At 74.3% G+C, this 23,801-nt stretch carries 24 protein-coding genes and 1 tRNA gene; 16 read left to right on the forward strand and 9 right to left on the reverse strand.

All coding sequences use genetic code 11. From position 1 onward, the window contains the following. Positions 1-47: 47 nt before the first annotated feature. Both WHI96_RS01240 and WHI96_RS01245 read right to left on the reverse strand, forming a co-directional pair. The gene (locus WHI96_RS01240) at positions 48-521 is read right to left on the reverse strand and encodes an FHA domain-containing protein FhaB/FipA (RefSeq protein WP_062399103.1); all 474 of its coding nucleotides are present in this window, start codon (positions 519-521) and stop codon (positions 48-50) included. A 110-nt stretch (positions 522-631) separates the two neighbouring features. Beyond that, positions 632-1,966 carry an FHA domain-containing protein gene (locus tag WHI96_RS01245; protein ID WP_345647977.1) on the reverse strand — a complete coding sequence of 445 codons (1,335 nt, stop codon included), beginning with the start codon at positions 1,964-1,966 and terminating at the stop codon, positions 632-634. Positions 1,967-2,228: 262 nt separating this feature from the next. On the opposite strand from WHI96_RS01245, the gene WHI96_RS01250 reads away from it, so the two are divergent. Beyond that, positions 2,229-2,314: transfer RNA gene (locus WHI96_RS01250), tRNA-Leu, on the forward strand. Positions 2,315-2,453: 139 nt separating this feature from the next. On the opposite strand, the gene WHI96_RS01255 is transcribed toward WHI96_RS01250, so the two are convergent. Continuing rightward, positions 2,454-3,080 (reverse strand): nucleoside/nucleotide kinase family protein, encoded by a 627-nt coding sequence (locus tag WHI96_RS01255; protein ID WP_345647980.1) that lies wholly within the window; start codon positions 3,078-3,080, stop codon positions 2,454-2,456. Positions 3,081-3,131: 51 nt separating this feature from the next. On the opposite strand from WHI96_RS01255, the gene WHI96_RS01260 reads away from it, so the two are divergent. Genes WHI96_RS01260 through WHI96_RS01280 form a run of 5 tightly spaced genes read left to right on the forward strand, consistent with a single transcriptional unit; the run spans position 3,132 to position 7,040 of the window. Beyond that, complete coding sequence (locus WHI96_RS01260) at positions 3,132-3,914, forward strand: IclR family transcriptional regulator (protein ID WP_345647983.1); 783 nt, start codon at positions 3,132-3,134, stop codon at positions 3,912-3,914. An 18-nt stretch (positions 3,915-3,932) separates the two neighbouring features. Next, positions 3,933-4,712 carry an enoyl-CoA hydratase/isomerase family protein gene (locus tag WHI96_RS01265; RefSeq protein ID WP_345647986.1) on the forward strand — a complete coding sequence of 260 codons (780 nt, stop codon included), beginning with the start codon at positions 3,933-3,935 and terminating at the stop codon, positions 4,710-4,712. A gap of 60 nt (positions 4,713-4,772) precedes the next feature. Beyond that, entirely contained in the window at positions 4,773-5,915 is a 1,143-nt protein-coding gene (locus WHI96_RS01270) for a 5-methyltetrahydropteroyltriglutamate--homocysteine S-methyltransferase (protein ID WP_345647988.1), read from the forward strand. A gap of 17 nt (positions 5,916-5,932) precedes the next feature. Then, the gene (locus tag WHI96_RS01275; RefSeq protein WP_345647991.1) at positions 5,933-6,274 is read left to right on the forward strand and encodes a TfoX/Sxy family protein; all 342 of its coding nucleotides are present in this window, start codon (positions 5,933-5,935) and stop codon (positions 6,272-6,274) included. Between the two features lie 19 nt (positions 6,275-6,293). Continuing rightward, the gene (locus WHI96_RS01280) at positions 6,294-7,040 is read left to right on the forward strand and encodes a class I SAM-dependent methyltransferase (protein WP_345647994.1); all 747 of its coding nucleotides are present in this window, start codon (positions 6,294-6,296) and stop codon (positions 7,038-7,040) included. A gap of 158 nt (positions 7,041-7,198) precedes the next feature. Here the strand turns inward: WHI96_RS01280 and WHI96_RS01285 are convergent, their stop codons facing one another. The 3 genes from WHI96_RS01285 to WHI96_RS01295 form a co-directional block, all read right to left on the reverse strand. After that, complete coding sequence (locus WHI96_RS01285; protein ID WP_345647997.1) at positions 7,199-7,903, reverse strand: iron-sulfur cluster assembly protein; 705 nt, start codon at positions 7,901-7,903, stop codon at positions 7,199-7,201. 35 nt (positions 7,904-7,938) lie between these two features. Then, entirely contained in the window at positions 7,939-9,006 is a 1,068-nt protein-coding gene (locus WHI96_RS01290; protein WP_345647999.1) for an amidohydrolase family protein, read from the reverse strand. Positions 9,007-9,089: 83 nt separating this feature from the next. After that, positions 9,090-10,118 carry an NAD(P)-dependent alcohol dehydrogenase gene (locus tag WHI96_RS01295; protein ID WP_345648002.1) on the reverse strand — a complete coding sequence of 343 codons (1,029 nt, stop codon included), beginning with the start codon at positions 10,116-10,118 and terminating at the stop codon, positions 9,090-9,092. 188 nt (positions 10,119-10,306) lie between these two features. On the opposite strand from WHI96_RS01295, the gene WHI96_RS01300 reads away from it, so the two are divergent. Genes WHI96_RS01300 through WHI96_RS01310 form a run of 3 tightly spaced genes read left to right on the forward strand, consistent with a single transcriptional unit; the run spans position 10,307 to position 12,900 of the window. Then, a complete protein-coding gene (locus WHI96_RS01300) occupies positions 10,307-10,762 on the forward strand; it encodes a DUF4442 domain-containing protein (RefSeq protein ID WP_345648004.1) in 456 nt (151 codons plus the stop codon). Between the two features lie 26 nt (positions 10,763-10,788). Then, positions 10,789-11,448: an NAD(P)H-binding protein gene (locus tag WHI96_RS01305; protein ID WP_345648006.1), complete on the forward strand. Its 660-nt coding sequence runs from the start codon at positions 10,789-10,791 to the stop codon at positions 11,446-11,448. A gap of 48 nt (positions 11,449-11,496) precedes the next feature. Further along, positions 11,497-12,900, forward strand: coding sequence for a dihydrolipoyl dehydrogenase family protein (locus WHI96_RS01310; protein ID WP_345648009.1), 1,404 nt, complete (start codon positions 11,497-11,499; stop codon positions 12,898-12,900). Positions 12,901-13,031: 131 nt separating this feature from the next. Here WHI96_RS01310 and WHI96_RS01315 read toward each other — a convergent pair whose 3' ends face one another. Next, the gene (locus WHI96_RS01315; protein WP_345648012.1) at positions 13,032-13,919 is read right to left on the reverse strand and encodes a DUF6474 family protein; all 888 of its coding nucleotides are present in this window, start codon (positions 13,917-13,919) and stop codon (positions 13,032-13,034) included. Between the two features lie 156 nt (positions 13,920-14,075). Between WHI96_RS01315 and WHI96_RS01320 the strand changes: the two genes are divergently transcribed. Then, positions 14,076-15,803, forward strand: a complete 1,728-nt coding sequence (locus WHI96_RS01320) for a TM0106 family RecB-like putative nuclease (RefSeq protein WP_345648015.1) — start codon at positions 14,076-14,078, stop codon at positions 15,801-15,803. Positions 15,804-15,842: 39 nt separating this feature from the next. Next, positions 15,843-17,651: a gamma-glutamyltransferase family protein gene (locus WHI96_RS01325; protein WP_345648018.1), complete on the forward strand. Its 1,809-nt coding sequence runs from the start codon at positions 15,843-15,845 to the stop codon at positions 17,649-17,651. Positions 17,652-17,720: 69 nt separating this feature from the next. Here WHI96_RS01325 and WHI96_RS01330 read toward each other — a convergent pair whose 3' ends face one another. Together WHI96_RS01330 and WHI96_RS01335 are read right to left on the reverse strand one after the other, a co-directional pair. Next, entirely contained in the window at positions 17,721-20,528 is a 2,808-nt protein-coding gene (locus WHI96_RS01330) for an MFS transporter (RefSeq protein ID WP_345648021.1), read from the reverse strand. 2 nt (positions 20,529-20,530) lie between these two features. Continuing rightward, positions 20,531-21,016, reverse strand: a complete 486-nt coding sequence (locus WHI96_RS01335; RefSeq protein WP_345648024.1) for a MarR family winged helix-turn-helix transcriptional regulator — start codon at positions 21,014-21,016, stop codon at positions 20,531-20,533. Positions 21,017-21,139: 123 nt separating this feature from the next. On the opposite strand from WHI96_RS01335, the gene WHI96_RS01340 reads away from it, so the two are divergent. The 5 genes from WHI96_RS01340 to WHI96_RS01360 all read left to right on the forward strand — a co-directional run bounded on the left by WHI96_RS01340 (position 21,140) and on the right by WHI96_RS01360 (position 23,801). After that, complete coding sequence (locus tag WHI96_RS01340) at positions 21,140-21,421, forward strand: DUF4326 domain-containing protein (protein WP_345648027.1); 282 nt, start codon at positions 21,140-21,142, stop codon at positions 21,419-21,421. Continuing rightward, positions 21,418-21,798 carry a hypothetical protein gene (locus WHI96_RS01345; RefSeq protein ID WP_345648030.1) on the forward strand — a complete coding sequence of 127 codons (381 nt, stop codon included), beginning with the start codon at positions 21,418-21,420 and terminating at the stop codon, positions 21,796-21,798. The genes WHI96_RS01340 and WHI96_RS01345 overlap by 4 nt, the downstream gene beginning before the upstream one ends. Before the next feature lie 42 nt (positions 21,799-21,840). Then, positions 21,841-22,365 (forward strand): cupin domain-containing protein, encoded by a 525-nt coding sequence (locus WHI96_RS01350; protein ID WP_345648033.1) that lies wholly within the window; start codon positions 21,841-21,843, stop codon positions 22,363-22,365. Positions 22,366-22,473: 108 nt separating this feature from the next. Continuing rightward, complete coding sequence (locus WHI96_RS01355) at positions 22,474-22,914, forward strand: hypothetical protein (protein ID WP_345648036.1); 441 nt, start codon at positions 22,474-22,476, stop codon at positions 22,912-22,914. Between the two features lie 8 nt (positions 22,915-22,922). Next, positions 22,923-23,801 carry a DNA-formamidopyrimidine glycosylase family protein gene (locus tag WHI96_RS01360; protein WP_345648039.1) on the forward strand — a complete coding sequence of 293 codons (879 nt, stop codon included), beginning with the start codon at positions 22,923-22,925 and terminating at the stop codon, positions 23,799-23,801.

A 23,801-nucleotide genomic window follows, 5' to 3' on the forward strand; every position in this document is an offset into this window, starting at 1 on the left:
GGTCGCACGGGGCTCACGGTCGGTACCTCATGGTCGGTCCGTGTCCGTCACGATCGCAGCTCGATCACCGTCTTGCCGATGCGGACCGGTGTCCCCAGCGGGACCCGGGTGGGCCCGGTGACCTTATTACGTTCCAGATAGGTGCCGTTCGTCGACCCGAGATCCTCGACGTACCAGTCGTCGCCCTGCTGCGAGATGCGGGCGTGCCGGGTGGAGGCGTAGTCGTCGTCGAGCTTGAGGGTCGAGTCGTCGGCGCGGCCGATGAGGATCGGCCGGGAGTCGAGCGTGATGCGGCTGCCGGCCAGCGGGCCCTGGGTGACGAGCAGCTGGCGGGCCACCTTGCCGCGGCCACCGCCGCGGACCCTGGCGGCCCGGCCCCCGCCCGCGCGGCCGGGTGCGGCCGTGCGGAGACCGGACGCGGCGTAGAGGTCGGAGCGGACCACCTGGAGCGCGAGCAGGACGAACAGCCACAGGAGGGCGAGGAAGCCGCCCCGGGTCAGTTGCAGTACCAGTTCCGGCACGTCGTCCTACTCGCCCTTCTCGTGTTCCTGCACGCTCCGCCCGCCCGGTGGATCACCGGGCGGGCGGGGACGCACCGCTGTCGCTGCGCGGTCCGCTCCGCGGGTGTGGCTCAGCCCTGGGTGCGGAACACCAGGCTGGAGTGGCCCACGCGGATCACGTCGCCGTCGGTCAGCTGGCAGGACTGCACCGGGGAGTTGTTCACCGTGGTGCCGTTGGTCGAGCCCAGGTCGTTCAGGGTCGCGACCTGGCCGTCCCAGGTGACCTCCAGGTGCCGGCGGGACACGCCGGTGTCCGGGAGCCGGAACTGGGAGTCCTGACCGCGGCCGATGACGTGGGTGCCCTCGGCCAGCTGGTAGTTGCGGTTCGACCCGTCGTCCAGGATCAGCATCGCGGTCAGCTGCGCCGGAGCGCCCCAGCCACCCTGGCCGCCGTAACCCTGGCCGTCGTAGCCCTGGTCGTAGCCGCCCTGCTGGTAGCCCGGCTGGGCGTAGCCCTGCTGCTGGCCGTAGCCGCCGTCGTAGCCCTGCTCGTAGCCACCCTGCTGCGGGTAGCCGGGCTGGGCGTAGCCCTGGGGCTGGCCGTAGCCACCCTGCTGGGGCTGGCCGTAGCCGTCGTAGCCCTGCTCGTAGCCCTGCTGGGGGTAGCCGCCCTGCTGGGGCTGGCCGTAGCCCTGCTGGCCGTACTGGTCGTACCCGCCCTGCTGGGGCTGGCCGTAGCCCTGCTGCTGGCCGTAACCCTGCTGCTGCCCGTACTGGTCGTAGCCGGGCTGCTGCTGGTCGTACCCGGGCTGCTGCTGGCCGTAGCCCTGCTGGGGCTGGCCGTACTGGTCGTAGCCGGGCTGGCCGTAGCCGCCCTGCTGCTGCCCGTACTGGTCGTACCCGCCCTGCTGCTGCTGGCCGTAGCCGCCCTGCTGCTCCTGGTCGTACCCCTGAGGCGCGTAGGTCTGCTGGCCGTACCCGCCGGGTGCGCCCCGGTCGTATCCGTACTGCCCGTTCTCCTCGGGGTGGCCCGGTTGCTGGCTCATGGGTGCTTCTCCTGCGGTGCGTGCTCGGTTGGCGGCCCGACGGGAAGCGTCGGGGTCGACAGCGGAGCGGGTGCGGAATTGTCCCGTGTGCAGCGCCTCGGAGCGCTCCAGAAAGACTACGACCTCACCGTAGGTGTCCCAGCCCTGGTCGGTGAGTTCCTTCGCCACGTGCGACGAGAGGGATCGGACGACCCCGTCCTCGTCGCCCGCCATCCGGTCGAGATCGCTGGGGCTGAGCAGAACGGTGTACCGGTTGGGCGCCAGCTGGCGACCTCCGGCGAGCTGCTCGACGTTGTCCTCGGCTTCCCTCAGCAGTGCCTGTGCGACTTCCTGTGGGACGACACTGCCCCCGAAGACCCGCGCGAAGGCGTCGCCCACGAACCCCTGAAGTCGGCGCTCGAAGCGGTCCACGCGGCCCAAAAGATCTCCTCCATCCGCATCGGCGTGTCGGTGATGTGCGACCGATCGTATCTGTGTTATCCGCCGGGCACGGCGGGGCCCGGCACGAGCGGGCGACCGGCCCCGCAGTGCCACCGACGTGCTCCCCTCCGATGTACCCGGCCCGGCGCCACGGCGCATCCCGGTGTCCCGACCGCCGCGGCCCCCCCAGCTGGTGATCGACGGGCAGGGGACCCCCCTGCGAACGGCTGCCGAGCGGGGTGCTAACTTTCTCGCGTCGCTCGGGCGAGTGGCGGAATGGCAGACGCGCACGGTTCAGGTCCGTGTGTCCGAAAGGACGTGAGGGTTCAACTCCCTCCTCGCCCACCACCTCCCCTCATCGGGGATTCTCCCCCTCCGGCGGTCACCACCGCCATCGCGAGATCGGTTCCGGGTGTAGCCCGATCCGGTCTCGCTTGTCGTTGTCCCCGGTTCCGGCCACGCTCCGTGCCCGGACGCCGTGCGCCGATCAGGCGTCCCGCAGCGCCGGGCGGTCGGGATGGTCGGCCATCACGAGCACATCGGCGAACGAACCGGGGTCGCCCTCGCTCTCGTAGCGGGCGTACGCGGCGGCCGTCCAGGCGTCGTCGGGGGGCAGCAGGCGGCGCAGCGCAGCCCCGCCGACGCGCAGGTGCACGGTCAGCTCGGCGGCCAGGCCCCGGCCCAGCAGCCGCCCGCCGGCGAGCAGCACCACCCCGTCCGGCCCGAGCGGCACCGGCTCGTCGCGGTAGGCGCGGTCGCGCACCGTGTCGCGCAGCCGGGGCAGCACCCGACCGCTGCCGTCGGGTCCCATCGGGGCGAGGACCTCGCGGCGCAGCGCGGGCTCGTCCAGCCAGCCGTCGAGGAACATGTCCGGGTCGGTGCGCCCGAGTTCCAGGCGCACCGAGGCCGGTCGCAGGAAGTCGTCGGCGTCGACCGCCAGGGCCGGTCGGCCGCCGGACCGCAGCCGCTCCGCGACCGCCCGGGCGAGCTCCAGCGGGGCCGCGGGCGGGGCGCCGTCGACGAGCACGCGCACCCGCCCGGACGGCTCCCCGGCGCGTTCGGCCAGGTGCGCCGCGAGCCCCGCCCGGTCGACGGGCCGGAACGCCCCTGCCATGTCGTCCTCCCGGTCCTGGCGTGCCCTCGGTCCCGCAGCGACACTAGGCGGATGGTCGGCGACGGCGCGGGAGCGGTGCTGCGCCGAGCGCTGCGGGTCCTCGAGGCGGTCGCCGAGGCGGGCGACGGGGTCAGCGCCAAGGCCCTCGCCCGGCGGCTGGAGCTGCCGTTGCCGACGGCGTACCGGTTGCTGGGGACGCTCGTCGAGGAGGGCTACCTGGTCCGCCTGCACGCCGTGCGCGGATACGGGCTGGGCTACCGCGTCGTCGGGCTGTACCGGGGGATGACCGACCCGATCGTGCCGCCCGCCCCGGCCCGGGAGGTGCTCGCCGAGCTGCACACCACGGCCCGCGCGGCGGTGGTGCTGGCCGTGCTGCGGTCCGACGACGTCGTCGTCGCCCACACCGAGACCTGTGCGGCGCACCCGGGGCCGGGCGAGGTGACCGGGGAGCCGCTGCCCGCGCACGCGACCGCACCGGGCAAGGCACTGCTCGCCGGGCTCGACGCCGGACGGCTGGCCGACGTCCTCGGCGTCGGACACGGGCCGCTGGCACCGCTGACCCCGCACACCCTCACCGACCGGCGGCTGCTCGACCGCGACCTGCTGCGGGTCCGCTCGGCGGGGGTCGCGGTGGAGGTGGAGGAGCACGCCCGCGGCCGGGCCGGGCTCGCGGTCGCGGTGCCGCACCCGGGCGGCGGGGCCGCGCTGTCGGTCGTCGTCAGCCGGGCGGACTTCACCGGGCGCCGCTGGGAGCTCGAACGCGCGGTGCGCGAGGCCGCGGTGCCGCTGGCCCGGCACCTGGCCGCGGCGCCGGGGGTCGCCGCGTCCGGCTGAGCCCGCCAGGATGGTCCGATGGCCGACGGGGTGCGCTACGAACGCGACGGGCACGTCGTGACGATCACCTACGACCGCCCGGACCGGCGCAACGCGATCGACGGGGACATGCGGCGCGCGATCAACGCCGCCTGGGACCGCTTCCGCACCGACGACGAGGCGTGGGTCGCGATCGTGACCGGCGCGGGGCCGGCGTTCTGCGCCGGGGCGGACATGCGCTCGACCACCGGCAACCCGGCGGGCGACTTCCCGGGCAGCTTCTTCGAGCGGCCGACGGTGAACTCGCTGGAGAGCGGCTGGGAGATCTTCAAGCCGATCGTCGCCGCGGTGAACGGGCCCGCCGTCGGCTACGGCGTCACGCTGCTGACCTGGTGCGACTTCGTGATCGCCTCGGACCGCGCCACCTTCTCCTTCCCGGAGGCCCGGTTGGGCGTCCCGACGATCGTCGGTGCGCTGCGGCTGCCCCGGATGATCGACCGGCAGTACGCGATGGAGCTGCTGCTCACCGGCGAGACGATCGACGCACGGCGGGCGCACGAGATCGGCCTCGCCGGGTGGGTCGTGCCGCACGAGGAGCTGGGCGACGCCGCCCGCGACCTCGCCCGGCGGCTCACCGCGGGGGCGCCGCTGGCCCAGCGCGCCATCAAGGAGATGGCGGTGCGCGGCCCGGAGATGGGCACCACCGAGGCGATCCGCTTCGGCGAGACGCTGCGGAAGGTCGTCGCGACCACCGAGGACGCGGCGGAGGGTGCCGCCGCGGCCCGGGAGAAGCGGTCCCCGCACTGGCGTGCGCGATAGACCTTCCATTCTGCGGAAGTGACGTCGGCGGACATGCGGACACGGCGATACGTTCGCCCGATGCCGGAGAAGACAGTGGAGTCGCTCGTCCGCACCGTCCCGCCGTTCCGGGCCGACCACGTCGGCTCGCTCCTGCGGCCGCCCGCCCTGCTCGCCGCCCGGGAGCGGCACGCCGCGGGCGAGCTCGACGACGCCGGCCTGCGCGCGGCCGAGGACGCCGCGATCACCGACGTCGTCGCGCTGCAGGAGTCGGTCGGCCTGCGCTCGGCCACCGACGGCGAGTTCCGCCGCACCTCCTGGCACATGGACTTCATCCACGCCCTCGGCGGCGTCACGAAGACCTCCGGCCGGGTCGAGGTCGCGATGCGCAACGCGGCGGGCCAGAACAACTTCACCTCCGCGGGAATGGCCGTCGACAGCCGGGTGCACCTCGACGAACCCGTCTTCGCCTCGGCATTCGAGTACCTGGCCGCGCAGGTCACCACGGCGACCCCCAAGCTCACGATCCCCTCGCCGAGCATGGTCTACGCCCGCGGCGGCCGGTCGGTCATCTCCACCGAGGTCTACCCCGACGTCGAGGACTTCTGGTCCGACCTGTCGGCCGCCTACGCCGACCAGCTCCACGCGATGTACGACCGCGGCTGCCGCTACCTGCAGCTCGACGACACCGCGCTGGCCTACCTGAACGACCCGGCGCACCGCGCGCAGCTGGCCGAGAAGGGTGACGACCCGGAGACCCAGCACCTGCGCTACATCCGCCAGATCAACGCCGCGATCGCCGACCGGCCGTCGGACATGTACGTCACCACCCACATGTGCCGGGGCAACTACCGGTCCTCGTGGGCCGCGGAGGGCGGCTACGACCACGTCGCCGAGGCGCTGTTCGGCACGCTGGGCGTCGACGGCTTCTTCTGCGAGTTCGACGACGAGCGCTCCGGTGGGTTCGCCCCGCTACGGTTCGTCCCGGCGGGCAAGCAGGTGGTGCTCGGGCTGGTCACGACCAAGTCCGGGGTGCTGGAGGACCCGGACGCACTCAAGCGCCGGATCGACGAGGCGGCGCGGTACGTGCCGCTGGACCAGCTGTGCCTGTCACCGCAGTGCGGGTTCTCCTCCACCGTCGAGGGCAACGAGCTCACCGTCGACGACCAGAAGCGCAAGCTGGAGCTGATCGTCTCGGTCGCCGAGGACGTCTGGGGCCGCTGAGGGCCATACTCGGCCGGGTGGCCTACGACGAGGGTCTCGCCGCCCGCCTCCGCAGCCTGCTCGCGGGGCGGCCGGTGACCGAGAAGAAGATGTTCGGCGGGCTCGCCTTCCTGCTCGACGGGCACATGGCCGTCGCCGCGAGCGGGCGCGGCGGGCTGCTCGTGCGGGTGGCCGCGGACCGCTCCGCGGAGCTGCTGGAGCGCCCGCGGACCGAGCGGATGGTGATGGGCGGCCGCGAGATGGCCGGCTGGCTGTGGGTGACCGGCGAGCCCGACGTCGACGACCTCGACGGCGACGAGCTGGCCGGGTGGGTCGCCGAGGCCGTCGCCGTCGTGGGGACGCTCCCGTCGAAGCGGTGACCGGGCTAGCGTCTGCCCGGTGAGCACCGATGCCGCCTCCCCGCTGACCGACCGCGTGCTGGCGGGGACCGGGCCGGGCTCCCGACTGCTCGACGTCGGCTGCGGCGCGGGCCGGCTGCTCGCCGACGCGGCGGCCGCCGGGCTGGCCGTCACCGGCGTCGACGCCGAGCGCCGGGCGCTCGCCGCGGCCGAGCGGGCGGCGCCCGGGGCCGACCTGCGGGTCGCCGACGCCCACGAGCTCCCCTTCGCCGACTCCGCCTTCGACCTGGTCGTGCTGGTGCAGGTGCTCGAACACCTCACCGACCCGGTGTCGGCCCTGCGCGAGGCGGGCCGGGTCTGCGCCCCGGGCGGCGCGGTGCGGGCCACGGTCTGGGGCACCCCCGACGAGTGCGACGCCGCCGTCATCGGTGCGGCGCTCGCCCCCCTCACCGGGGCCGCGCCCGCACCCCCGCAGAACAATCCCGGCCCGGACCGCAGCGGCGTCGGCGCGCCCCCGCTGACCGATCCCGCACGGCTGGTCCGGCTCGCGGAGCCGGCCGGGCTGGCCGTCCGGGAGGTCGCGGTCGTGCGGGTGCCGGTCGTCCACGCCGACGCCGACGACCTCGTCGCCGGGGTGCTGGCCTCCGGTCCGGGGCGGCACGCGGCCCGCGCCGCCGGCCCCGGCGCGGTCCGGGCCGCCCTGCTCGGCGCCCTGGAGCCGTTCCGCGAGGGCGACGGCTACCGCCTCGTCGACACCGTCCGCGTCCTGGACGCCGCCCCGGTTTGAGTCCGCGCCCCGCCCCCGGCGGCGCACTCATGGAGCTTCGGTCCGGTGGCACGGTGCTTTCGCTCCATGAGTGCCGGGCGGCGGGCGGGAGCGGGCGCACGCACGCGGGCCGCGCCCCCGGTGTGGGGACGCGGCCCGTGTCGGTGCCGTGCCGGATGTCAGTGGCCGGCGGTGGCGGCGGTCCTCCCGGTCTCGTAGCGGATCTTCAGCAGGCCCTTGCAGTACTCCCCGTTGGTCTCGATCCCGACCCGCTGCAACCGCGCGCGACGCAGGTGCAGCGGGACCTGCTCGACGGTCACCGCGGTGCCGTCGGAGTGGACCAGCAGCGGTGCGTCGTCGCCGGCGGGCAGGCCGATCGCCCTGCGGCGGGTCCGCATCCGGGTCAGCTCCTCGGTGTCGGCCTCGGTCCCGACCAGCTCGCCGAGCGTCAGCCCGGCCAGCTCGTCGGGTCCCCGGCCGGCGTCGACGAGCGGGCGGGCCACCCGGTCCTGGCCGGCCAGCGCGGCCTTGGCCAGGAACGTGTGGCGCAGCTCGTCCAGCTCGGCCGCGGCCTGCCCGTTGATCGAGCCCTCGAAGGACTCGACGAACCCGGCGTGCGCCGCGACCCCACCGTTGATCTCGTCGGAGGCGTGGTGGTCGGCCAGCGTCACCTCCGCCCTCGTCACCCCCGGTACCGCGGTCACCGCGTCGTAGGCGTCGGCGACCATCAGGAACGAGAAGTTCGGAGCGCAGAAGAACGTCGGCAGCCGGAGCCCGACGACGACCTCACCGGCGGGCGAGACCGACCACGACTCGACGAAGTCGAGCTCGGTGATCGGCTCGTCCAGCTCCGGGTCGAGCACCGTCCCCAGCGCGGACCACACGGCCTGCCGGAGCGGGCTCTCAGCAGGCCGCGGGGTCACGCCTGCGCCCCGGCCTTGTTGTCGACGAGCTCCTCGCCCGGGGCCATGGGCTCGTCGGCCGTGGTGTCGGGCAGCCGGCAGTCGGCCGGGACCTCCAGGTCGTAGAGCTTCGCCGCGTTGAGGCCGAGGATCTTCTTCTTCGACGCGGTGGTGAGGCGCGGGTAGTCGGCGAACTGGTCGTCGTCGGGCATCTGCCAGTCGACCAGGCCCTCGACCTGCCACTTCGGCGTCCAGATGTTGTAGTCGCTGCCGAAGGTCATCTTGTCCTCGCCGACCCAGAACAGCAGCTCGCCCATCACCTTGGCGAAGAACTTCGGGCGGGCGTGCATCAGGCCACCGACGACGACCGACAGACCGGCGTAGACGTTGGGCTCCTGCACCGCCATGAAGCAGAAGTCCTCGATGCGCGGCAGGCCGACGTGCTCGACGATGAAGTTCAGGCCCTGGAAGTCGGTGGCCGCGTGGTCGACGTCGGCGACGTCGAACGCGTCCTTGTCCAGCGGCCAGATCGTCGGGCCCTTGTGGACGTGCACGTTCTTGATGCCCAGCTCCTGGGCCCGCTCCAGGAAGCGGTAGCACTCCGGGTCGGTGAGCTTGAAGCCGCGGGAGCTGCCGTTCCACTCCGCGGTGTAGAGCTTCACGCCCTTGTGCTTGTACTTCGCGCAGTCCGCCTCGAACTGCTTCATGCCCTCGTCGCCGTCACGCGGGTCGAAACGCCCGTTGACGATGATCCGGTCGCCCCACTTCTCCAGCAGCGCCGCGTTCTGGTCGGCGGTGTTGAAGCCGTTCTTGTACCACTCCTTGAGGTACGTCGACTGGAAGACCACGTGGTCGACGTGGCCCTCGATGAAGACGTCGCGCTCGAAGTCGTCCTGCGAGACCTTGAGGTAGTGCTCCCAGTCCCAGTGGGTCTCGGGCGGGCCGAGCTGGTGGTAGCCGTAGAAGCAGTCGATCCAGCCCTTGGCGTACTGCTCGCGACCCTCGACCCAGTTCTCCCGGGAGGCGTCCCAGAAGTGGCTGTGGGAGTCGACGATGAAGTACTTCTCGCCGTCCTTCTCGTACATGTGGTTCCTCCTGCGTCAGCAGCTCTGCTGATCGGTGGTGGGTCAGGGAAAGAACGTTCGTCCTGTACGTACGTATGACTGAGTCACGGAACGAGGATCGCCCGGCCGCGGACCTTGCCCGCGTCCAGGTCGTGCAGGGCCTCCAGCGCCTGGTCGAGCTTGTACTGGACGGTGTGCAGGGTGACCTTCCCGGCCTGGGCCAGGACCATGAGCTCGGCGAGGTCGTTGTAGGTGCCGACGATGTTGCCGATGATGTTCTTCTCGCCGGCGACGAAGTCCAGCGTGGGGGCGGAGAGGTTGCCGCCGTAGCCGAGGACGAAGTTGTAGCCGGCCGGGCCGGTCATCGCCCAGGCGTCGTTCTCCGCGCCCTGCTCGGCGACGAAGTCGAAGACCACCGTCGCGCCACCGCCGGTGAGCTCCTGGACGGCCTCGACCTGGTTTCCGTCGGCGACCACGGTCTCCTCCGCGCCGATCTGCTTGGCCAGCGCGAGCGCGTCCGGGTTCTTGTCGACGACGATGATCTTGGTGGCGGTGAGCGCGGCGAGCGCCTGGATGCCGATGTGGCCGAGCCCGCCCGCGCCCTGCACGACCGCCGTGGTGCCCGGGTACAGGAACGGCACCGCCTTGCGGACCGCGTGGTAGGCGGTGATGCCCGCGTCGGCCAGCGCGGCGACGTCGGCCGGGTTCGTGTCGGGGTTGAGCTTCACGCAGGACCGCGCGGTCGTGCGCAGGTACTCCGCCATGCCGCCGTCGTTGTTCGACAGGCCGGGGAAGAACGCGTCGCCGGTGCACTGCATGTCGCGCCCGTAGCGGCACATGGTGCACAGCCCGCACGACGGCTGCGGGTGCAGGATGACGGTGTCGCCGACCTTCACGTTGGTGACGCCGTCGCCGACCGCGTGCACCCAGCCCGCGTTCTCGTGCCCGATGACGTAGGGCAGGTCGGGGTTCTGGATGTCGGCCCAGTCCCCGTCGATGATGTGGAGGTCGGTGCGGCACACGCCGGCACCGCCGATCTTGACGATGACGTCGAGCGGACCCTGAATCGTCGGTTCTTCGATGTCGTCGATCTGGGGGTCCTGCTTGTACGCGTGCACCCGCACGGCCTTCACTGGCGGTACCTCCGAGCCTCGGACGCGCGGCGTTGCGCATCGTGGTGGTGGGACTTGGTGTGCCTGTTGTCACACCGATCTCAACCCCGTTGTGCACGACGGACAAGTGGGTTCGTTCTCGTTCGGCGAGAATCGTGAGGAAACGGGCGTCGCTTTCCTGACAGGTTACTGCCGAGTAGGGTCTGGTCATGGCTGATGACGCGAGCTGGGTGGCCGACGCGATGACGCAGGCCGTGCCGTGGGTGGGCACCGCCGGGATCACCTTCGGGGCGATCACGACCGACCGGGTCGAGGCGTTCCTCCCCGACCGGTCCGACCAGCACAACCATGTCGGCGGGCCGCACGCCGCGGTCATGTTCGGCCTGGGCGAGACCGCCTCCGGTGCGGTCGGCCTGGCCGCGTTCGCCTCGGCCGGGGACCGGGCCGTGCCGCTGGTCGTCCGGTCCGAGATCCGCTACCTCAAGCTGGCCCGGGGCGACCTGCGCGCCGAGGCCGTGCTCACCCGTCCGGCCGCGGACGTCCTCGCCGAGCTCGACGCCGGCACCCGCCCGGAGTTCTCGGTCGACGTCACCCTGACCGACGCCGACGGCGTGCAGACCGGGGCGATGACGATCGTCTGGACGCTCAAGCCGAACAGGCGGTGAGCGGTCGTCCGGCCTAGCGTGGCCGCATGGACGTGGTGATCGCCGGAGGACACGGACAGATCGCGCTGCGACTGTCCACACTGCTCACGGGGCAGGGGCACACGGTGCGCTCGATCGTGCGCAACCCCGACCACGTCGACGACGTGGCGGCCACCGGGGCGAGCCCGGTCGTGGCGGACCTGGAGACGATCTCCGCCGCGGACCTCGCGGGGCACCTGACCGGCGCCGACGCCGTCGTCTTCGCGGCGGGGGCCGGGCCGGACAGCGGCGTCGCGCGCAAGGAGACCGTGGACCGGGACGGCGCCACCCTGCTCGCCGACGCGGCCGCCGCGGCGGGGGTCCGCCGCTACCTGCTGGTCTCCTCGCCCGGGGTGGACGCCGAGCCCGATCCCGAGCGCGGCGAGGTGTGGGCCGCCTACATCCGCGCGAAGAAGGCCGCCGAGGACGCGATCCGCGCCGACACGCGGCTCGACGCGACGATCCTGCGCCCCGGGAAGCTCACGAACGACCCGGGCACCGGTCGCGTCACCCTGGCCCCGCCGCCGGTGGAGTACGGCGAGGTGACCCGCGACGACTCCGCCGCGGCCGTCGCCGCGCTGCTGGTCGCGCCGGGCACGGCCGGCACGACGCTGGAGCTGCGCAGCGGCGAGACCGAGCTGGGCGACGCCGTCACCGCGCTGGGGTGACGGCACCGGGGTGACATGACACGGCCCTCCTGCGGGAAGGTCGGTGCCATGAGCGAGCAGAGCTACGACGTCGTCGTGATCGGAGCGGGCCCGGTCGGTGAGAACGCCGCGGGCTACGCGGTGGACGCCGGCCTGTCCGCGGCGCTGGTGGAGGCCGAGCTCCTCGGCGGGGAGTGCTCGTACTGGGCGTGCATCCCGTCGAAGGCGCTGCTGCGCACCCCGCAGGCCGTCGCGGACGCCCGGCGGCTGCCCGGGGTGCGGGCCGAGTTCGACCCGGCGAAGGTCCTCGAACGCCGCACGACGTTCACCTCCGACTGGGACGACAGCGGCCAGGTGCGGTGGGCCGAGGGCGCCGGCGCGGCCGTGCTGCGCGGGCGGGGCCGGCTGGCCGGGGAGAAGCGCGTCATCGTGACCGCGGCCGACGGCACCGAGACCGTGGTGACCGCGCGCCACGCCGTCGTCGTCGCGACCGGCAGTGTGCCGGTCGTCCCGGACGTCACGGGGCTGGACACGGTCGAGTACTGGGGCTCGCGCGAGGCGACCTCGGTGAGGGAGGTCCCGCGCCGGCTCGGGGTGCTCGGCGGCGGTGTCGTCGGCTGCGAGATGGCGCTGGCCCACGCCCGGCTGGGCGCGCAGGTCACGCTGTTCAACCACGGCGACCGGGTGCTTCCGGGCGCCGAGCCGCAGGCCTCCGAGCGGGTCGCGGCCGGGCTGCGGGAGGCCGGCGTCGACCTGCGGCTGGGTACCGGCCTGGACGAGGTGCGCCGGAACGGGGACGCGACGGTGCTGCGCGGCGGCGGTGACGAGGTCGAGGTGGACCGGCTGCTCGTCGCGACCGGGCGCCGTCCGGCCACCGACGGGCTGGACCTGGACTCGGTGGGCGTGGCCCCCGGCGGGCGCGGGGAGGTCGTGGTCGACGACTCGGGGCTGGCCGCGGGGGACTGGCTCTACGCCGTCGGCGACGTCAACGGGCGCGCCCCGCTCACCCACCAGGGCAAGTACCAGGCCCGGATCGCCGCGCACGCGATCGCCGCACGCGCCGCGGGCCGCCCGCTCGACGACGCGGCCTGGGGCGAGGACGCGGCGACCGCCGACCACCACGCCGTGCCGCAGGTCGTGTTCACCGACCCCGAGGTCGCCTGGGTGGGTCGGACCGCGGCGGCCGCCCGCGCCGAGGGGCTCGACGTGCGGGTGGTCGACATGGACATCGCCGTCGCCGGGTCCTCGCTCACCGCGGACGACTGGTCCGGCCGGGTGGTCGCCGTCGTCGACCCGCATCGCGAGGTGCTGCTCGGGGTCACCTTCGTCGGACCCGGGGTCGCCGAGCTGCTGCACGCGGCGACGATCGCCGTGGTCGGTGAGGTGCCGCTGGCCCGGCTGTGGCACGCCGTGCCCGCGTTCCCCACGATCAGCGAGGTGTGGCTGCGGCTGCTGGAGACCTACCGCGCGTAGCGCGCACCGACACCGCGGCCCGCCCCGCCCCGCCCCGCCCCGGTGTACTCATGGAGCTTTGGTCCGGCGGCACCGGACCGAAGCTCCATGAGTACCCGCCCGGGCCCGGGCCCCGGGCCCCGGGCGGAGGGTCAGGAGCGGACGCCCAGGTGGTCGAGCAGCCGGACCTCGATGCGGTCCAGGTCGGCCGACACCGTGCGGTAGGCGGCCTTGCGGCGGGCGGCCGGCATGTTCTCCGCGGCCCGGACGGCGGCGGCGAGGTCGTGCAGCCGCGGTTCGGTCTCGTCGGCGAACCGCTTCGCGGCCTGGTCGCGTTCGACGGTCCCGTCCTCGCGCAGCTCGGTGATGGTGCGCGCGATCCGGGACAGCCGTGCGTGCAGCCGGCCGCCGGGGCCGGAGTAGCCGCCCAGCTCGTCCGGGGACACGCCGAGGCGCCGGGAGCGGTGGTCGTCGAGGCGGTGGCGCAGCGACCCGGCCGCGGCCATCGCGTACGGCGCCAGCAGCGGCGCGAGGATCTTGGCGACGCCCAGGTAGCGCTGCACCTTCTTGGCGTTCCACTCGCGGGCGACGCGGTCGCGCTCGGCCTGCTTCGCGGCCAGCGTCTCGCTCTTGAGCCGGCCCTTCTCCGCGGCGCGCGCGGCTTTCGCCTCGGCCTTGCGGGCCCCGGCGTCGGCCTTCGCGGCGGCCCTGGCGACCTTCCGGTCGGCCGAGCGGGCCTTGAGGTCGGCCGAACTCAGCAGGCTGTTCGCGGTGGCGGTGCCCTCCCCGACGGCGCGACGGGTGCTGCGCGCGGCCCGTCGGCCGGCCTTCTCCGCCCGCCGGGACGCCGCCTCGGCCTTCTTCCGGGCCTTCACCGCGCGCTGGTGCAGCTTCTCGGCGGCCTTGTCGGCGGTCTCGCGGGTGTACTCGAGGGTCTGGACCGTGGCCGACTGCACCCGTTCCGACGCGTCGACCGCCGCCTCCCTGGTCGCCGCCGCGGCGCGCTCGCCCGCGCTCGGCTTCCTGCGCAGCAGTCCCATGTCGTGTCCTCCCGGGTCGGCTCGGCAGATGATCGCCGTGTCGACGCAGCCTAGGGCCCCGCCCACCGCATGCGCAGGACCGACACCACCCGGGTGGGGGAACGGGGTGTTACGCGGATCCGGTCCTGTCGGGGGTGGTCTCTACCCTCGGGAGCCGTGAGCACCTCGACCGGACCCCGTACCGCACCCCGTGTCCTGCTGGACGCGGCGGCGCTGAGCGGGTGCCGCCGCCGGGTGCACCTGGACCACGACCCGTCGGCGGCGGAGCGGCCGCGGGCGCTGCCGGATCCGGCGATCGAGCAGCGCCGGGCCGACGCGGGGGCGCACCGGGTGCGGATCGGCGAGCTGCTCGCGCGCACCTGGGGTGCGGACTGGGCGAGCACCTGGCCGGACGGCGCGGCCGGGCCCGCCGGGACCGGCGCCGGTCCGCGGGCGGCCCGGGCGGAGCGCACGGCCGAGCTCGTCGCGGCCGGTGCGCCGCTGGTCTGGGGTGCGGTGCTGCCCGTCGACGGCGACCGGCGCGGCACCGCGGAGCTGCTCGTGCGCACGCCCACCGGGGGCTACGTCCCGCTGCTCGTCGTGCGTCGCCGGATCACCGATCCGGGTGAGGGCGCGCGCACCACCGCCGTCACCGACCCGTGGCCGCAGCGCGCCCGGCACGACCCGGACCGCAAGGTCCGCTCCCAGCCGCGCGACCTGCTGGCCCTGGCCCAGCTCACCCGGTTGCTGGAGGCCGCGGGCTGGGCGCCGCCGGAGTCGGCCCCGCGGCTCGGCGGGGTGATCGGGCTCGACGCCGACGTGGTCGTCTGGCACGACCTGCGGGCCGGGCACTGGCCCGGCGGCCGGTCCACGCTGGAGGAGTACGACGCACGGTTCACCGACCGGGCCGCCGTCGCCCGGGCCGCGGCGACCGACGGTCCCGCGCTCGCGGCGCCGTCGCGGATCACCGAGTGCCGCCGCTGCCCCTGGTGGCCGACGTGCGAGGCCGAGCTGGAGCAGGTCGACGACGTCAGCCTGGTCGCCCACGGCGAGACGGCGCGGCTGCTGCGGGAGTCGGGCGTCGCGACCGTCGCGGGGCTGGCCGCGCTGGACCCGGCGGACCCGCCCGCCGAGCTGACCGGCCCGCTGCCCGGGCCGCCGTTCACCGACCTCGTGGCGCTGGCCCGTGCGCGCCGCCAGGGCCTCGCCGTCGCCCGCCGGGTGCCGCGGGTGCCGGTCACCCGCGCCGACGTCGAGGTCGACGTCGACATGGAGAGCTTCGGCGAGTCGGGCGCCTACCTGTGGGGTGCGCTGCTGACGCTGCCCGGCGGTGCCCGTGACGGGGACCCGGAGCCCGGCTACCGGGCGTTCGCGACCTGGGACCCGCTGCCCACCCGCGACGAGGGCCGCTCGTTCGGGGAGTTCTGGACGTGGTTCGCGGGCCTGCGCGCCGCCACGCTCGCGTCCGGGCGCACGTTCGCCGCCTACTGCTACAACGAGCAGGCCGAGAACCGCTGGATGATCGCCTCGGCGCAGCGGTTCGCCGGGATGCCCGGGATACCGACCGAGGCCGAGGTGCGTGCGTTCGTCGCGGACCCGTGCTGGGTGGACCTCTACGGCGTGGTCTCCACCTGGTTCCTGTGCTCGCAGGGCAAGGGGCTGAAGAAGATCGCTCCCGCCGCCGGGTTCTCCTGGCGGGACCCGGAGGCGGGTGGGGAGAACTCCATGCGCTGGTACCGCGACGCCGTCGCGCTCGACGGCGGCGAGCCCGACCCGGTCCAGCGGGAGCGGCTGCTCGGCTACAACACCGACGACGTGCTGGCCACCCGCGCCCTGCGCGAGTGGATGTCCTCGGACCGGGTGCTGGAGGTCCCGCTGGTGAGCGAGCTGCGCGACCCCGCCTGAGGTCCGCGGGGCACGCGCGAGCGTGTGAGGATCCGGGTCGTGGGACCCAGGGGACACGACCGGATCGGGCCGCACGGCGCGGTCAGCAGCACTCACCATCTCGGCACCGCCGCCGCGGCCACGGTGCTGGCGCAGGGCGGGAACGCCTTCGACGCCGCCGTCGCCTGCGGGTTCGTGCTGCAGGTGGTCGAGCCGCACCTGTGCGGTCCGGGCGGTGAGCTGCCCGCCGTGTTCGTCACCGCGACCGACCCGGTCCCGCGGGTGCTGTGCGCCCAGGGCGTGGCCCCGGCCGCCGCGACGGCCGACCGGCTGCGCGACCTGGGCTGCACGATCGTCCCCGGCACCGGCCTGCTCCCGGCGACGGTCCCCGGGGCGTGGGAGGGCTGGCTGACCCTGCTCCGCGACCACGGCACCTGGGAGCTCGCCGACGTCCTCGCGCCGGCGCTCGGTTACGCCGCGGGCGGGTTCCCGCTGGTCCCGCGGGTGCCCGCGGCCATCGGCACGGTCGCCGACCACTTCCGCACGCACTGGCCGTCGTCGGCGGCGACCTGGCTGCCCGACGGCCGGGTCCCCGCGGCGGGCGAGCTGGTGCGGCTGCCCGCGCTGGCGGCGACCTGGCGCCGGCTGCTCGACGAGGCCGTCGGCCCGAGCCGGGAGGCGCGCATCGACGCCGCCCGCGACGCCTGGTACCGCGGGTTCGTCGCCGAGGAGATCGGCCGGTTCGCCGCGACCCCGGTCCGGGACGAGACCGGGCGCGACCACACCGGCCTGCTCACCGCCGACGACCTGGCCGGCTGGTCGGCGCACTACGAGGACGCGCTCGTCGCCGACGCCGGGTCCGGCTGGTCGGTCGCGAAGTGCGGCCCGTGGTCGCAGGGGCCGGTCCTGCTGCAGCAGCTGCGGCTGCTGGCGGGCCTGGACCTGGAGCTGCCCGGCGGTGTCGCGACCCTCGACACGGTGCACGCCGCCGCCGAGGCCGCGAAGCTCGCCTTCGCCGACCGGGAGGCCTGGTACGGCGACGGCGCGACCCCCGCCCTGCTCGCCGACCTGCTCTCCGACGCCTACACCGACGACCGGCGGGGCCTGATCGGCCCGGCCTCGGACGGCGGGCTGCGACCCGGCTCGCCCGGAGGACGCACCCCCCGGATCGGGGACTACGCGGCGACCCCGGGCGCCGGGCGCGGCTCCGGGACGGAGGGGCCGGGCACCGGCGAGCCCACGGTGTCGCGGGACGGCGTCGCCCGCGGGGACACGGTGCACGTCGACGTCGTCGACGCCGCCGGGAACATGATCTCGGTGACGCCGTCGGGGGGCTGGCTGCAGTCGTCGCCGACGATCCCGGCGCTGGGCTTCTGCCTCGGCACCCGCGGCCAGATGTTCTGGCTGGAGGAGGGGCTCGCGAGCACGCTGGCACCCGGGCGGATGCCGCGCACGACGCTGTCCCCGTCGCTGGCGCTGCGCGACGGCGAGCCCGCGCTCGCGTTCGGGACGCCCGGTGGGGACCAGCAGGACCAGTGGCAGCTCGCCTTCCTGCTCGCGCTGATGCACGGCGGGCCGGACCTGCAGGCCGCCATCGACGCGCCGACCTGGCACTCGACGGCGTTCCCCGCGTCCTTCGCGCCGCGCGGCTGGGAGCCGCACGGGCTCGTCGTCGAGTCCCGGCTCGGGGCCGACACCCTCGCCGGGCTGACCCGCCGCGGGCACGTCGTGGACGACGCGGGCGCCTGGGCGCTGGGCCGGATGTGCGCGGTGGGGACCGGCGCCGCCGTCCCCGGGGGCGGCGGGCCCGGGACGCTGCACGCCGCGGTCGACCCCCGGTCCGGGGTGGGCGCGGCGATCGCGCTGTAGACGGCGGAACGCCCCGCCCTCCCGCGACGGGAGGAACGGGGCGTTCCACGTGGAACACGAACGGGTGGGTCAGCGGTGCGCCTCGCCGCGCAGACCCTGCTCGCCCTCCCGGACGTGCCGGCCGTTGTGCATCCCGTTGCCGTTGCTCGACGCGGACCCGTTGCCGTTCGTGGACGCCTGTCCGTCGAGCGGGAGCGGGAACTCCACGTCGGAGTGGGTCACCCGGCCCGGCTCCAGCGCGACCACCGTCGCGACCGGGGCGTAGCCGCTGGTCGCGAGGGTGTAGCTGCCCGCGGGCAGGCCCTCGAACGCGAAGGTCCCGTCCGGGCCGGACAGCCGCGACCCGACGACGGCGCCCTCGGCGTCGATCAGCGTGGCCAGTGCGTGCCCCACCGGGTGCCCGTCGGGCGCCGCGGTGACCCGGCCGGTGAGCCGGGAGCGCTGCGGCAGCCGTAGGTCCTGGACCGCCGTGCCGGAGCCGGGCACCTCGACACCGACCGCCACCGGGTCGACGCCCTCGCCGGCCGCCGTGAGCGTGTAGCGCCCGGCCGGGACGCCGTCGAGCGCCCAGCGGCCGCCCTCACCGGACCGGCCGGCCGCGGCGACGTCGCCGCCGTGGTCGATCAGCGAGACGGTGACCCCGGGCAGGGGCGTCCCCGCGGCGTCGAGCACGGTGCCCCGGATGCCGCTGCTCACCGACAGCCGCACGTCGTGGCGGACCGGCTCGGTGCCGACCGAGACCGTGGCGGCGTGCGGCGGCAGCGCCGCCGAGGCCGCGACGACCAGGAAGCGTCCGGGCTGGTCGACGGCGATGCGGTAGTGGCCGTCGCCGTCGGTGGTGGTGCGCCCCACCTGGTCGCCGGACAGCCGGGTGACGGTGACGACCGCCCCGGGGACCGGCGCGCCGGTGCCGCCCTGGACCCGTCCGGTGACGGCGGGGCCGTCACCGGACGTGGAGTGCAGGTGGTCCAGGCCCGCGGCCGCGGCGGCGTCCCCGACGGTGCCGTTGCGCGGACGGGGCTGCGGCTGGGGCGCCGGGTGCGGCGGCTCCTGCCGGTCGACGACGGGCAGCGGCGTCGTGGGCGGCGCGATGTCCGCTCCGCGCCCACCGCCGTCGACCCGGCCGGCCGGGGCGGGGGCCGGGGCGACCGTCGCGAGCGCCTCGGTCGGGACCGACGCGGCGGCGGCACCCTCGCCCGCGGCCTCGGCCCGGGCGGCCTGCGCACCGGACATGGTGCGCAGCGGCAGCTCCTTGACGAACAGCACCAGGACGAAGGCCACCGCGATCACGCAGGCCGCGATGAGGAACGCCAGCGTCATCGCGCTGGTGAAGCCTTCCTGGAACGGCGCGGCCAGCCGCGGGTCGATCCGCTGCAGGAACGAGGAGTCGGCCAGCACCGAGGTGGACAGGCCGCCGGCCTGCCCGGACTGCAGCGCCCCGACGACCTGGGCGTTGGCCGGGTCGGCCGCGACGGCGGGGTCGGTCAGCGCGGCCCGGAACGAGCTCGTGCCGAGCGCGGCCCGGATGGCGTCGGCGATCTTGTCGCCGGCGGTGGAGAACACCACCGACAGGAAGATCGCGGTGCCCAGCGTGCCGCCCATCTGCCGGAAGAACGTCACCGAGGAGGTGGTGACACCCATGTCGCGGGCGGGCATCGCGTTCTGCACGGCGAGCACGAGGGTCTGCATGCACAGACCCAGGCCGAGACCCAGCAGGGCCATGGTCAGGTCGAGCTGCCAGATCGGGATCGCCGGCGTGACGGTCTGCCACAGCAGCACCATCGCGATCGTGATGAACGCGGTGCCGATCACCGGGAAGATCTTGTAGCGGCCGGTGCGCGAGGTCAGCTGGCCGGAGAGGATCGATGCGACCATGATCCCGCCGACCAGCGGCAGCATCATGAAGCCGGCCTCGATCGGTGTCGCGCCGTGCACGATCTGCAGGAACTGCGGCAGCAGCGCGATACCGCCGAACATCGCCATACCGATGAGCAGGTTGAGCACCGCGGACAGCGAGAAGATGCCGGTACGGAACAGCCGCAGCGGGAGCAGCGCGGCGTCGCCGTAGGCACGTTCGGCCAGCAGGAACAGCAGCAGACCGACGGCGCCGATGACGTAGCAGACGACCGACGAGGTGGAGCCCCAGCCCCACTCGCGGCCCTGCTCGGCGACGATCAGCAGCGGCACCAGGCACAGTGCCAGGGCCAGCGCGCCGGGCCAGTCGATCCGGGCGGGCCGCGGGACGTGCGGGATGTTCAGCACCCGGTAGACGACGACCAGCGCGACGAGCCCGATGGGCACGTTGACCAGGAAGATCCAGCGCCACCCGTCGATACCGGCGATGGTGTCCACACCGGACAGCAGGCCGCCGATGACCGGGCCGATCACGCTCGAGGTGCCGAACACGGCCAGGAAGAAGCCCTGGTAGCGGGCACGCTCACGCGGCGGCACGATGTCGCCGAGGATGGTCAGCGCCAGCGACATCAGGCCGCCCGCGCCGAGACCCTGCAGTGCGCGGAACGCGGCCAGGGAGTACATCGACCAGGCCAGGGTGCAGGCCACGGACCCGATCAGGAAGATCGTGATCGCGGTCATGAACAGCGGCTTGCGGCCGAAGATGTCGGAGAGCTTGCCGTACAGCGGCGTGGTGATGGTGCTGGTGATGAGGAAGGCCGTCGTCGCCCACGCCTGCAGGTTGAGGCCCGACAGGTCGTCGGCGATGGTGCGGATCGCGGTCGAGACGACCGTCTGGTCCAGGGCGGCCAGGAACATGCCCAGCATCAGTCCACCCAGGACGGTCAGGATCTGCCGGTGCGTCAGCTCGCCGTCGCCGGAGGTGGCGACGGGGCGCTGCGCACTGGCGGCAGCGGTGGACATTCTCAGGACTCCTGTGCTTCGAAGGTCTGGTAGTCGTCGAGGAAGCGGCCGAGCAGGCCGGTGAGGGCCTGCCGGTCGTCGGGGCTCCACGCGGCCAGCACGGTGGCGATGACGTGCGCGCGACGGCGTCGCTCGGTCTCGATCACGCGGACGCCCTCGTCGGTCGCGGCGAGGAGGGAGGCGCGCCCGTCGTCGGGGTCGGCGCGCCGCTCGATGAGGCCCGCCTTGACCAGGCCGGACACCTGCCGGCTGATCGTGGAGGGGTCGGAGTGGAAGGTGGCGGCGACCTCGCCGGCCCGTTGCGGGCCGCCGAAGTGGAGATGGGCCAGCACGTGGTACGCGGCCATGTCGACGATCATCTCGGGGCGGTGCCGCTCACCGGACCGCTTCACCTGGCGGACCAGCAGGAACAGCTCCCGGACGATCGAGTCGGCGAGCTCCAGGTCGGCGTCGGCGGGCTCGGCGGTGGCAGCCTGTGCGGTACTCATCGCGGACCCCCTCTCGGTAGTGCATGTATCACGCAACTAGTTGACCCGCGCAAGCATGCGCTGATGCGTTGCGCAATGCAAAGCAAATGGCCGTGAGCTGCGCCACCTGACTACGGTGCGGCCGTGAGCACTCCACAGCGGATCCGGCTGCGTCGCACGAAGGGGTGGCGCAAACCCGACGGTGCCGTGCTCGTCACCCGGCCCGGACCGTGGGGCAACCCCTTCGACGTCCGCGAGACGGGGCGGGGACCGGCCATCGCCGCGCACCGTCGCTGGCTGCTCGAGGAGCGTCCCGACCTGGTCGAACGGGCCCGGACCGAGCTCGCGGGCAGGGACCTGTGCTGCTGGTGCGCCGAGGACGTCCCCTGCCACGCGGACACGCTGATCGAGGTGGCGAACCGGTGAGCGGCCCCGACGGGGTCGACCCGGACGGGATCGACACCGACGTGTTCGACCCGCGCGTGCTCGCCCGCGGGGCGCCGCACGACGCGCTGCGGCTGCTGCGCGACACCGCGCCCGTCTCCGGGCAGGGCGAGCTCGCCGTCGGCCCGTGGCCGGCCGGACCCGGGTTCTGGGCGGCCACCCGCTACGACGACGTCCGGCACGTCCTGCGCAGCCCGGCCGACGACCCCGACCCGGCCGACCTGCCGTTCCCGCGCCGGACGGTGCGCACCATGGACGCGCCTGCCCCCGGCCCGGCTCGACGGCGAGGTACCCCGCCCGACGTCCGACCTCGTCAACGGGACGACCCGGCTGCCGCTCGCGTGGTGATCGGCCACTAACGTGCGGTGCGATCACGCATCGCGTCCGGAGGGACACCGCCCGTGCCGCTCGCCCGTCACCTTCTCGGACCGGCCCTGCTGGTCGCGACCGCCGCCCTGCTCACGGGGTGCGCCCAGCCGGGGCAGCTCGGTCACGAGGGCGAGGCCGTTCCGTCGGCGTCCGCCGCCCCCGCGCCGACCACGGAGCCCGCGCTCCCCGGCGTCCCGGACGTGCCGGTCACCCAGGCCGGCTCCGACGCCCGGGGGCGCCTCGACCGCCCGGTCGACATCTCCACGCCCGGCCCCGCCGAGCTGCTCGTGCGCACCGAGGTGCTGCAGCCGGGCCAGGCGAGCGGCTGGGTCCGCCACCCCGGCACGGTGATCTCCGTCGTGCGGTCCGGCACGGTGACCGTGCAGCGCGCCGACTCCTGCGAGCCGCGCCCGTTCGGCCCGGGGGAGGCGTTCTTCCTGGAGGACGGCAGGCCCAACGAGCTGCGCAACGACAGCGCGGACCCGGTCGTGCTGACCCGCTCGGAGCTGCTGGCCCCCGGCGCCCCGGAACGCGAGCCCGCCGAGCCCGCCTGCTGAGGCCCCCGCCCGTCCCCGCACCGCCGGGTGGCCCGCGCGCGGATACTCGGTTCTGTCGGCCCCCTGTGGGAGCATCGTGGGCGGTACCGGGGCAGGGGAGCGGACACCTTGACGACGAAGACGGTCATCGCGGCGGACTACCGTGAATGGCAGGTGAGCCGGCGGATCGAGTGGACCACGCCGGCGGTCGGTGACGAGTTCGAGCACGACGTCGACGCGGGTAACGGTGCGGTCGTGCTGGTCCTCAGCACGCTGGCGTTCTTCTGGCTGGTCCTCGTCGTCTGGGTGCCCAGCGGGGTGGTCTTCCCCTGGTTCTACTGGCTCGTCGTCATCGTCGGACTGGGCTTCTTCCCGTTCCGCTGGCTGCTGCGCAGGCCGTTCACGATCACCGCGAAGACCCAGGGCGGCTACGACCTGCCCCCGGAGAAGTGGACGGGCATGGTGCGCGGGCTCGCCACCGCGCGCGAGGAGACCAAGGTGGTCGTGCGCAGCCTCAAGAACCGCTCGACGCCCGGCCACGCGGACAGCCCGCTGCAGCCGATCAACTAGGAGTCGCGGTGCCCGAACTGCCCGAGGTGGAGGCCCTGGCCCACCACCTGCGTGAGCACGCGGTGTACCGCCCGGTGGCCCGGGTGGACCTGGCCTCGATGAGCGCGCTGAAGACGTTCGACCCGCCGGTGTCCGCGCTGGTGGGCCGGGTGGTGACCGGGGCGTCACGGTTCGGGAAGTTCCTGTCGGTCGACTTCGAGGACCGCCCCGACACCGGCCCGCTGCACCTGGTCACGCACCTGTCCCGGGCCGGCTGGCTACGCTGGCACACCACCGCGGGCGTCACCCCGCCCAGGCCGGGCCGCGGCCCGTTGCAGCTGCGGGTGCACCTCGACCAGGTCGGCGGGCCGGGGTTCGACCTCACCGAGCAGGGCACCCAGAAGCGGCTCGCCGTGTACCTGGTGGACGACCCGGCTCAGGTCCCGGGCATCGCGAGGCTGGGGCCGGACGCGCTGGAGCTGGCCAGGGCCGGTCTCGACGAGCTGCTCGACGGCGACAACCGCAGGCTCAAGACGCTGCTGGCCGACCAGTCCACCCTCGCCGGCATCGGCAACGCCTACTCCGACGAGATCCTGCACACCGCGCGCCTGTCGCCCTACGCCACCGCATCCCGGCTCGACGCCGCCGCCCGGGACACCCTGTTCGACTCGCTGCACGCCGTGCTGTCCGACGCGGTGGCCCGCTCGGTCGGTCAGGGCGCCGCCGAGCTCAAGGGGGAGAAGCGCTCCGGGCTGCGGGTGCACGCCCGCACCGGGCTGCCCTGCCCGGTCTGCGGCGACACCGTGCGCGAGGTGTCGTTCGCGGAGAGATCGTTCCAGTACTGTCCGACCTGCCAGACCGGGGGGAAACCGCTCGCCGACCGCCGCCTGTCCCGGTTGGTGCGCTAG

Origin of the sequence: Pseudonocardia tropica (assembly GCF_040105315.1) — a bacterium.
Lineage (GTDB): Bacteria > Actinomycetota > Actinomycetes > Mycobacteriales > Pseudonocardiaceae > Pseudonocardia > Pseudonocardia alni.

Coding starts and splice junctions, on each gene's coding strand:
- WHI96_RS01310 (WP_345648009.1), top strand. CDS start 11,497: ATGAGCGAGCAGAGCTACGACGTCGTCGTGATCGGAGCGGGCCCGGTC.
- WHI96_RS01260 (WP_345647983.1), top strand. CDS start 3,132: ATGGTCGGCGACGGCGCGGGAGCGGTGCTGCGCCGAGCGCTGCGGGTC.
- WHI96_RS01270 (WP_345647988.1), top strand. CDS start 4,773: ATGCCGGAGAAGACAGTGGAGTCGCTCGTCCGCACCGTCCCGCCGTTC.
- WHI96_RS01255 (WP_345647980.1), bottom strand. CDS start 3,080: ATGGCAGGGGCGTTCCGGCCCGTCGACCGGGCGGGGCTCGCGGCGCAC.
- WHI96_RS01300 (WP_345648004.1), top strand. CDS start 10,307: ATGGCTGATGACGCGAGCTGGGTGGCCGACGCGATGACGCAGGCCGTG.
- WHI96_RS01315 (WP_345648012.1), bottom strand. CDS start 13,919: ATGGGACTGCTGCGCAGGAAGCCGAGCGCGGGCGAGCGCGCCGCGGCG.
- WHI96_RS01290 (WP_345647999.1), bottom strand. CDS start 9,006: ATGTACGAGAAGGACGGCGAGAAGTACTTCATCGTCGACTCCCACAGC.
- WHI96_RS01265 (WP_345647986.1), top strand. CDS start 3,933: ATGGCCGACGGGGTGCGCTACGAACGCGACGGGCACGTCGTGACGATC.
- WHI96_RS01305 (WP_345648006.1), top strand. CDS start 10,789: ATGGACGTGGTGATCGCCGGAGGACACGGACAGATCGCGCTGCGACTG.
- WHI96_RS01335 (WP_345648024.1), bottom strand. CDS start 21,016: ATGAGTACCGCACAGGCTGCCACCGCCGAGCCCGCCGACGCCGACCTG.
- WHI96_RS01330 (WP_345648021.1), bottom strand. CDS start 20,528: ATGTCCACCGCTGCCGCCAGTGCGCAGCGCCCCGTCGCCACCTCCGGC.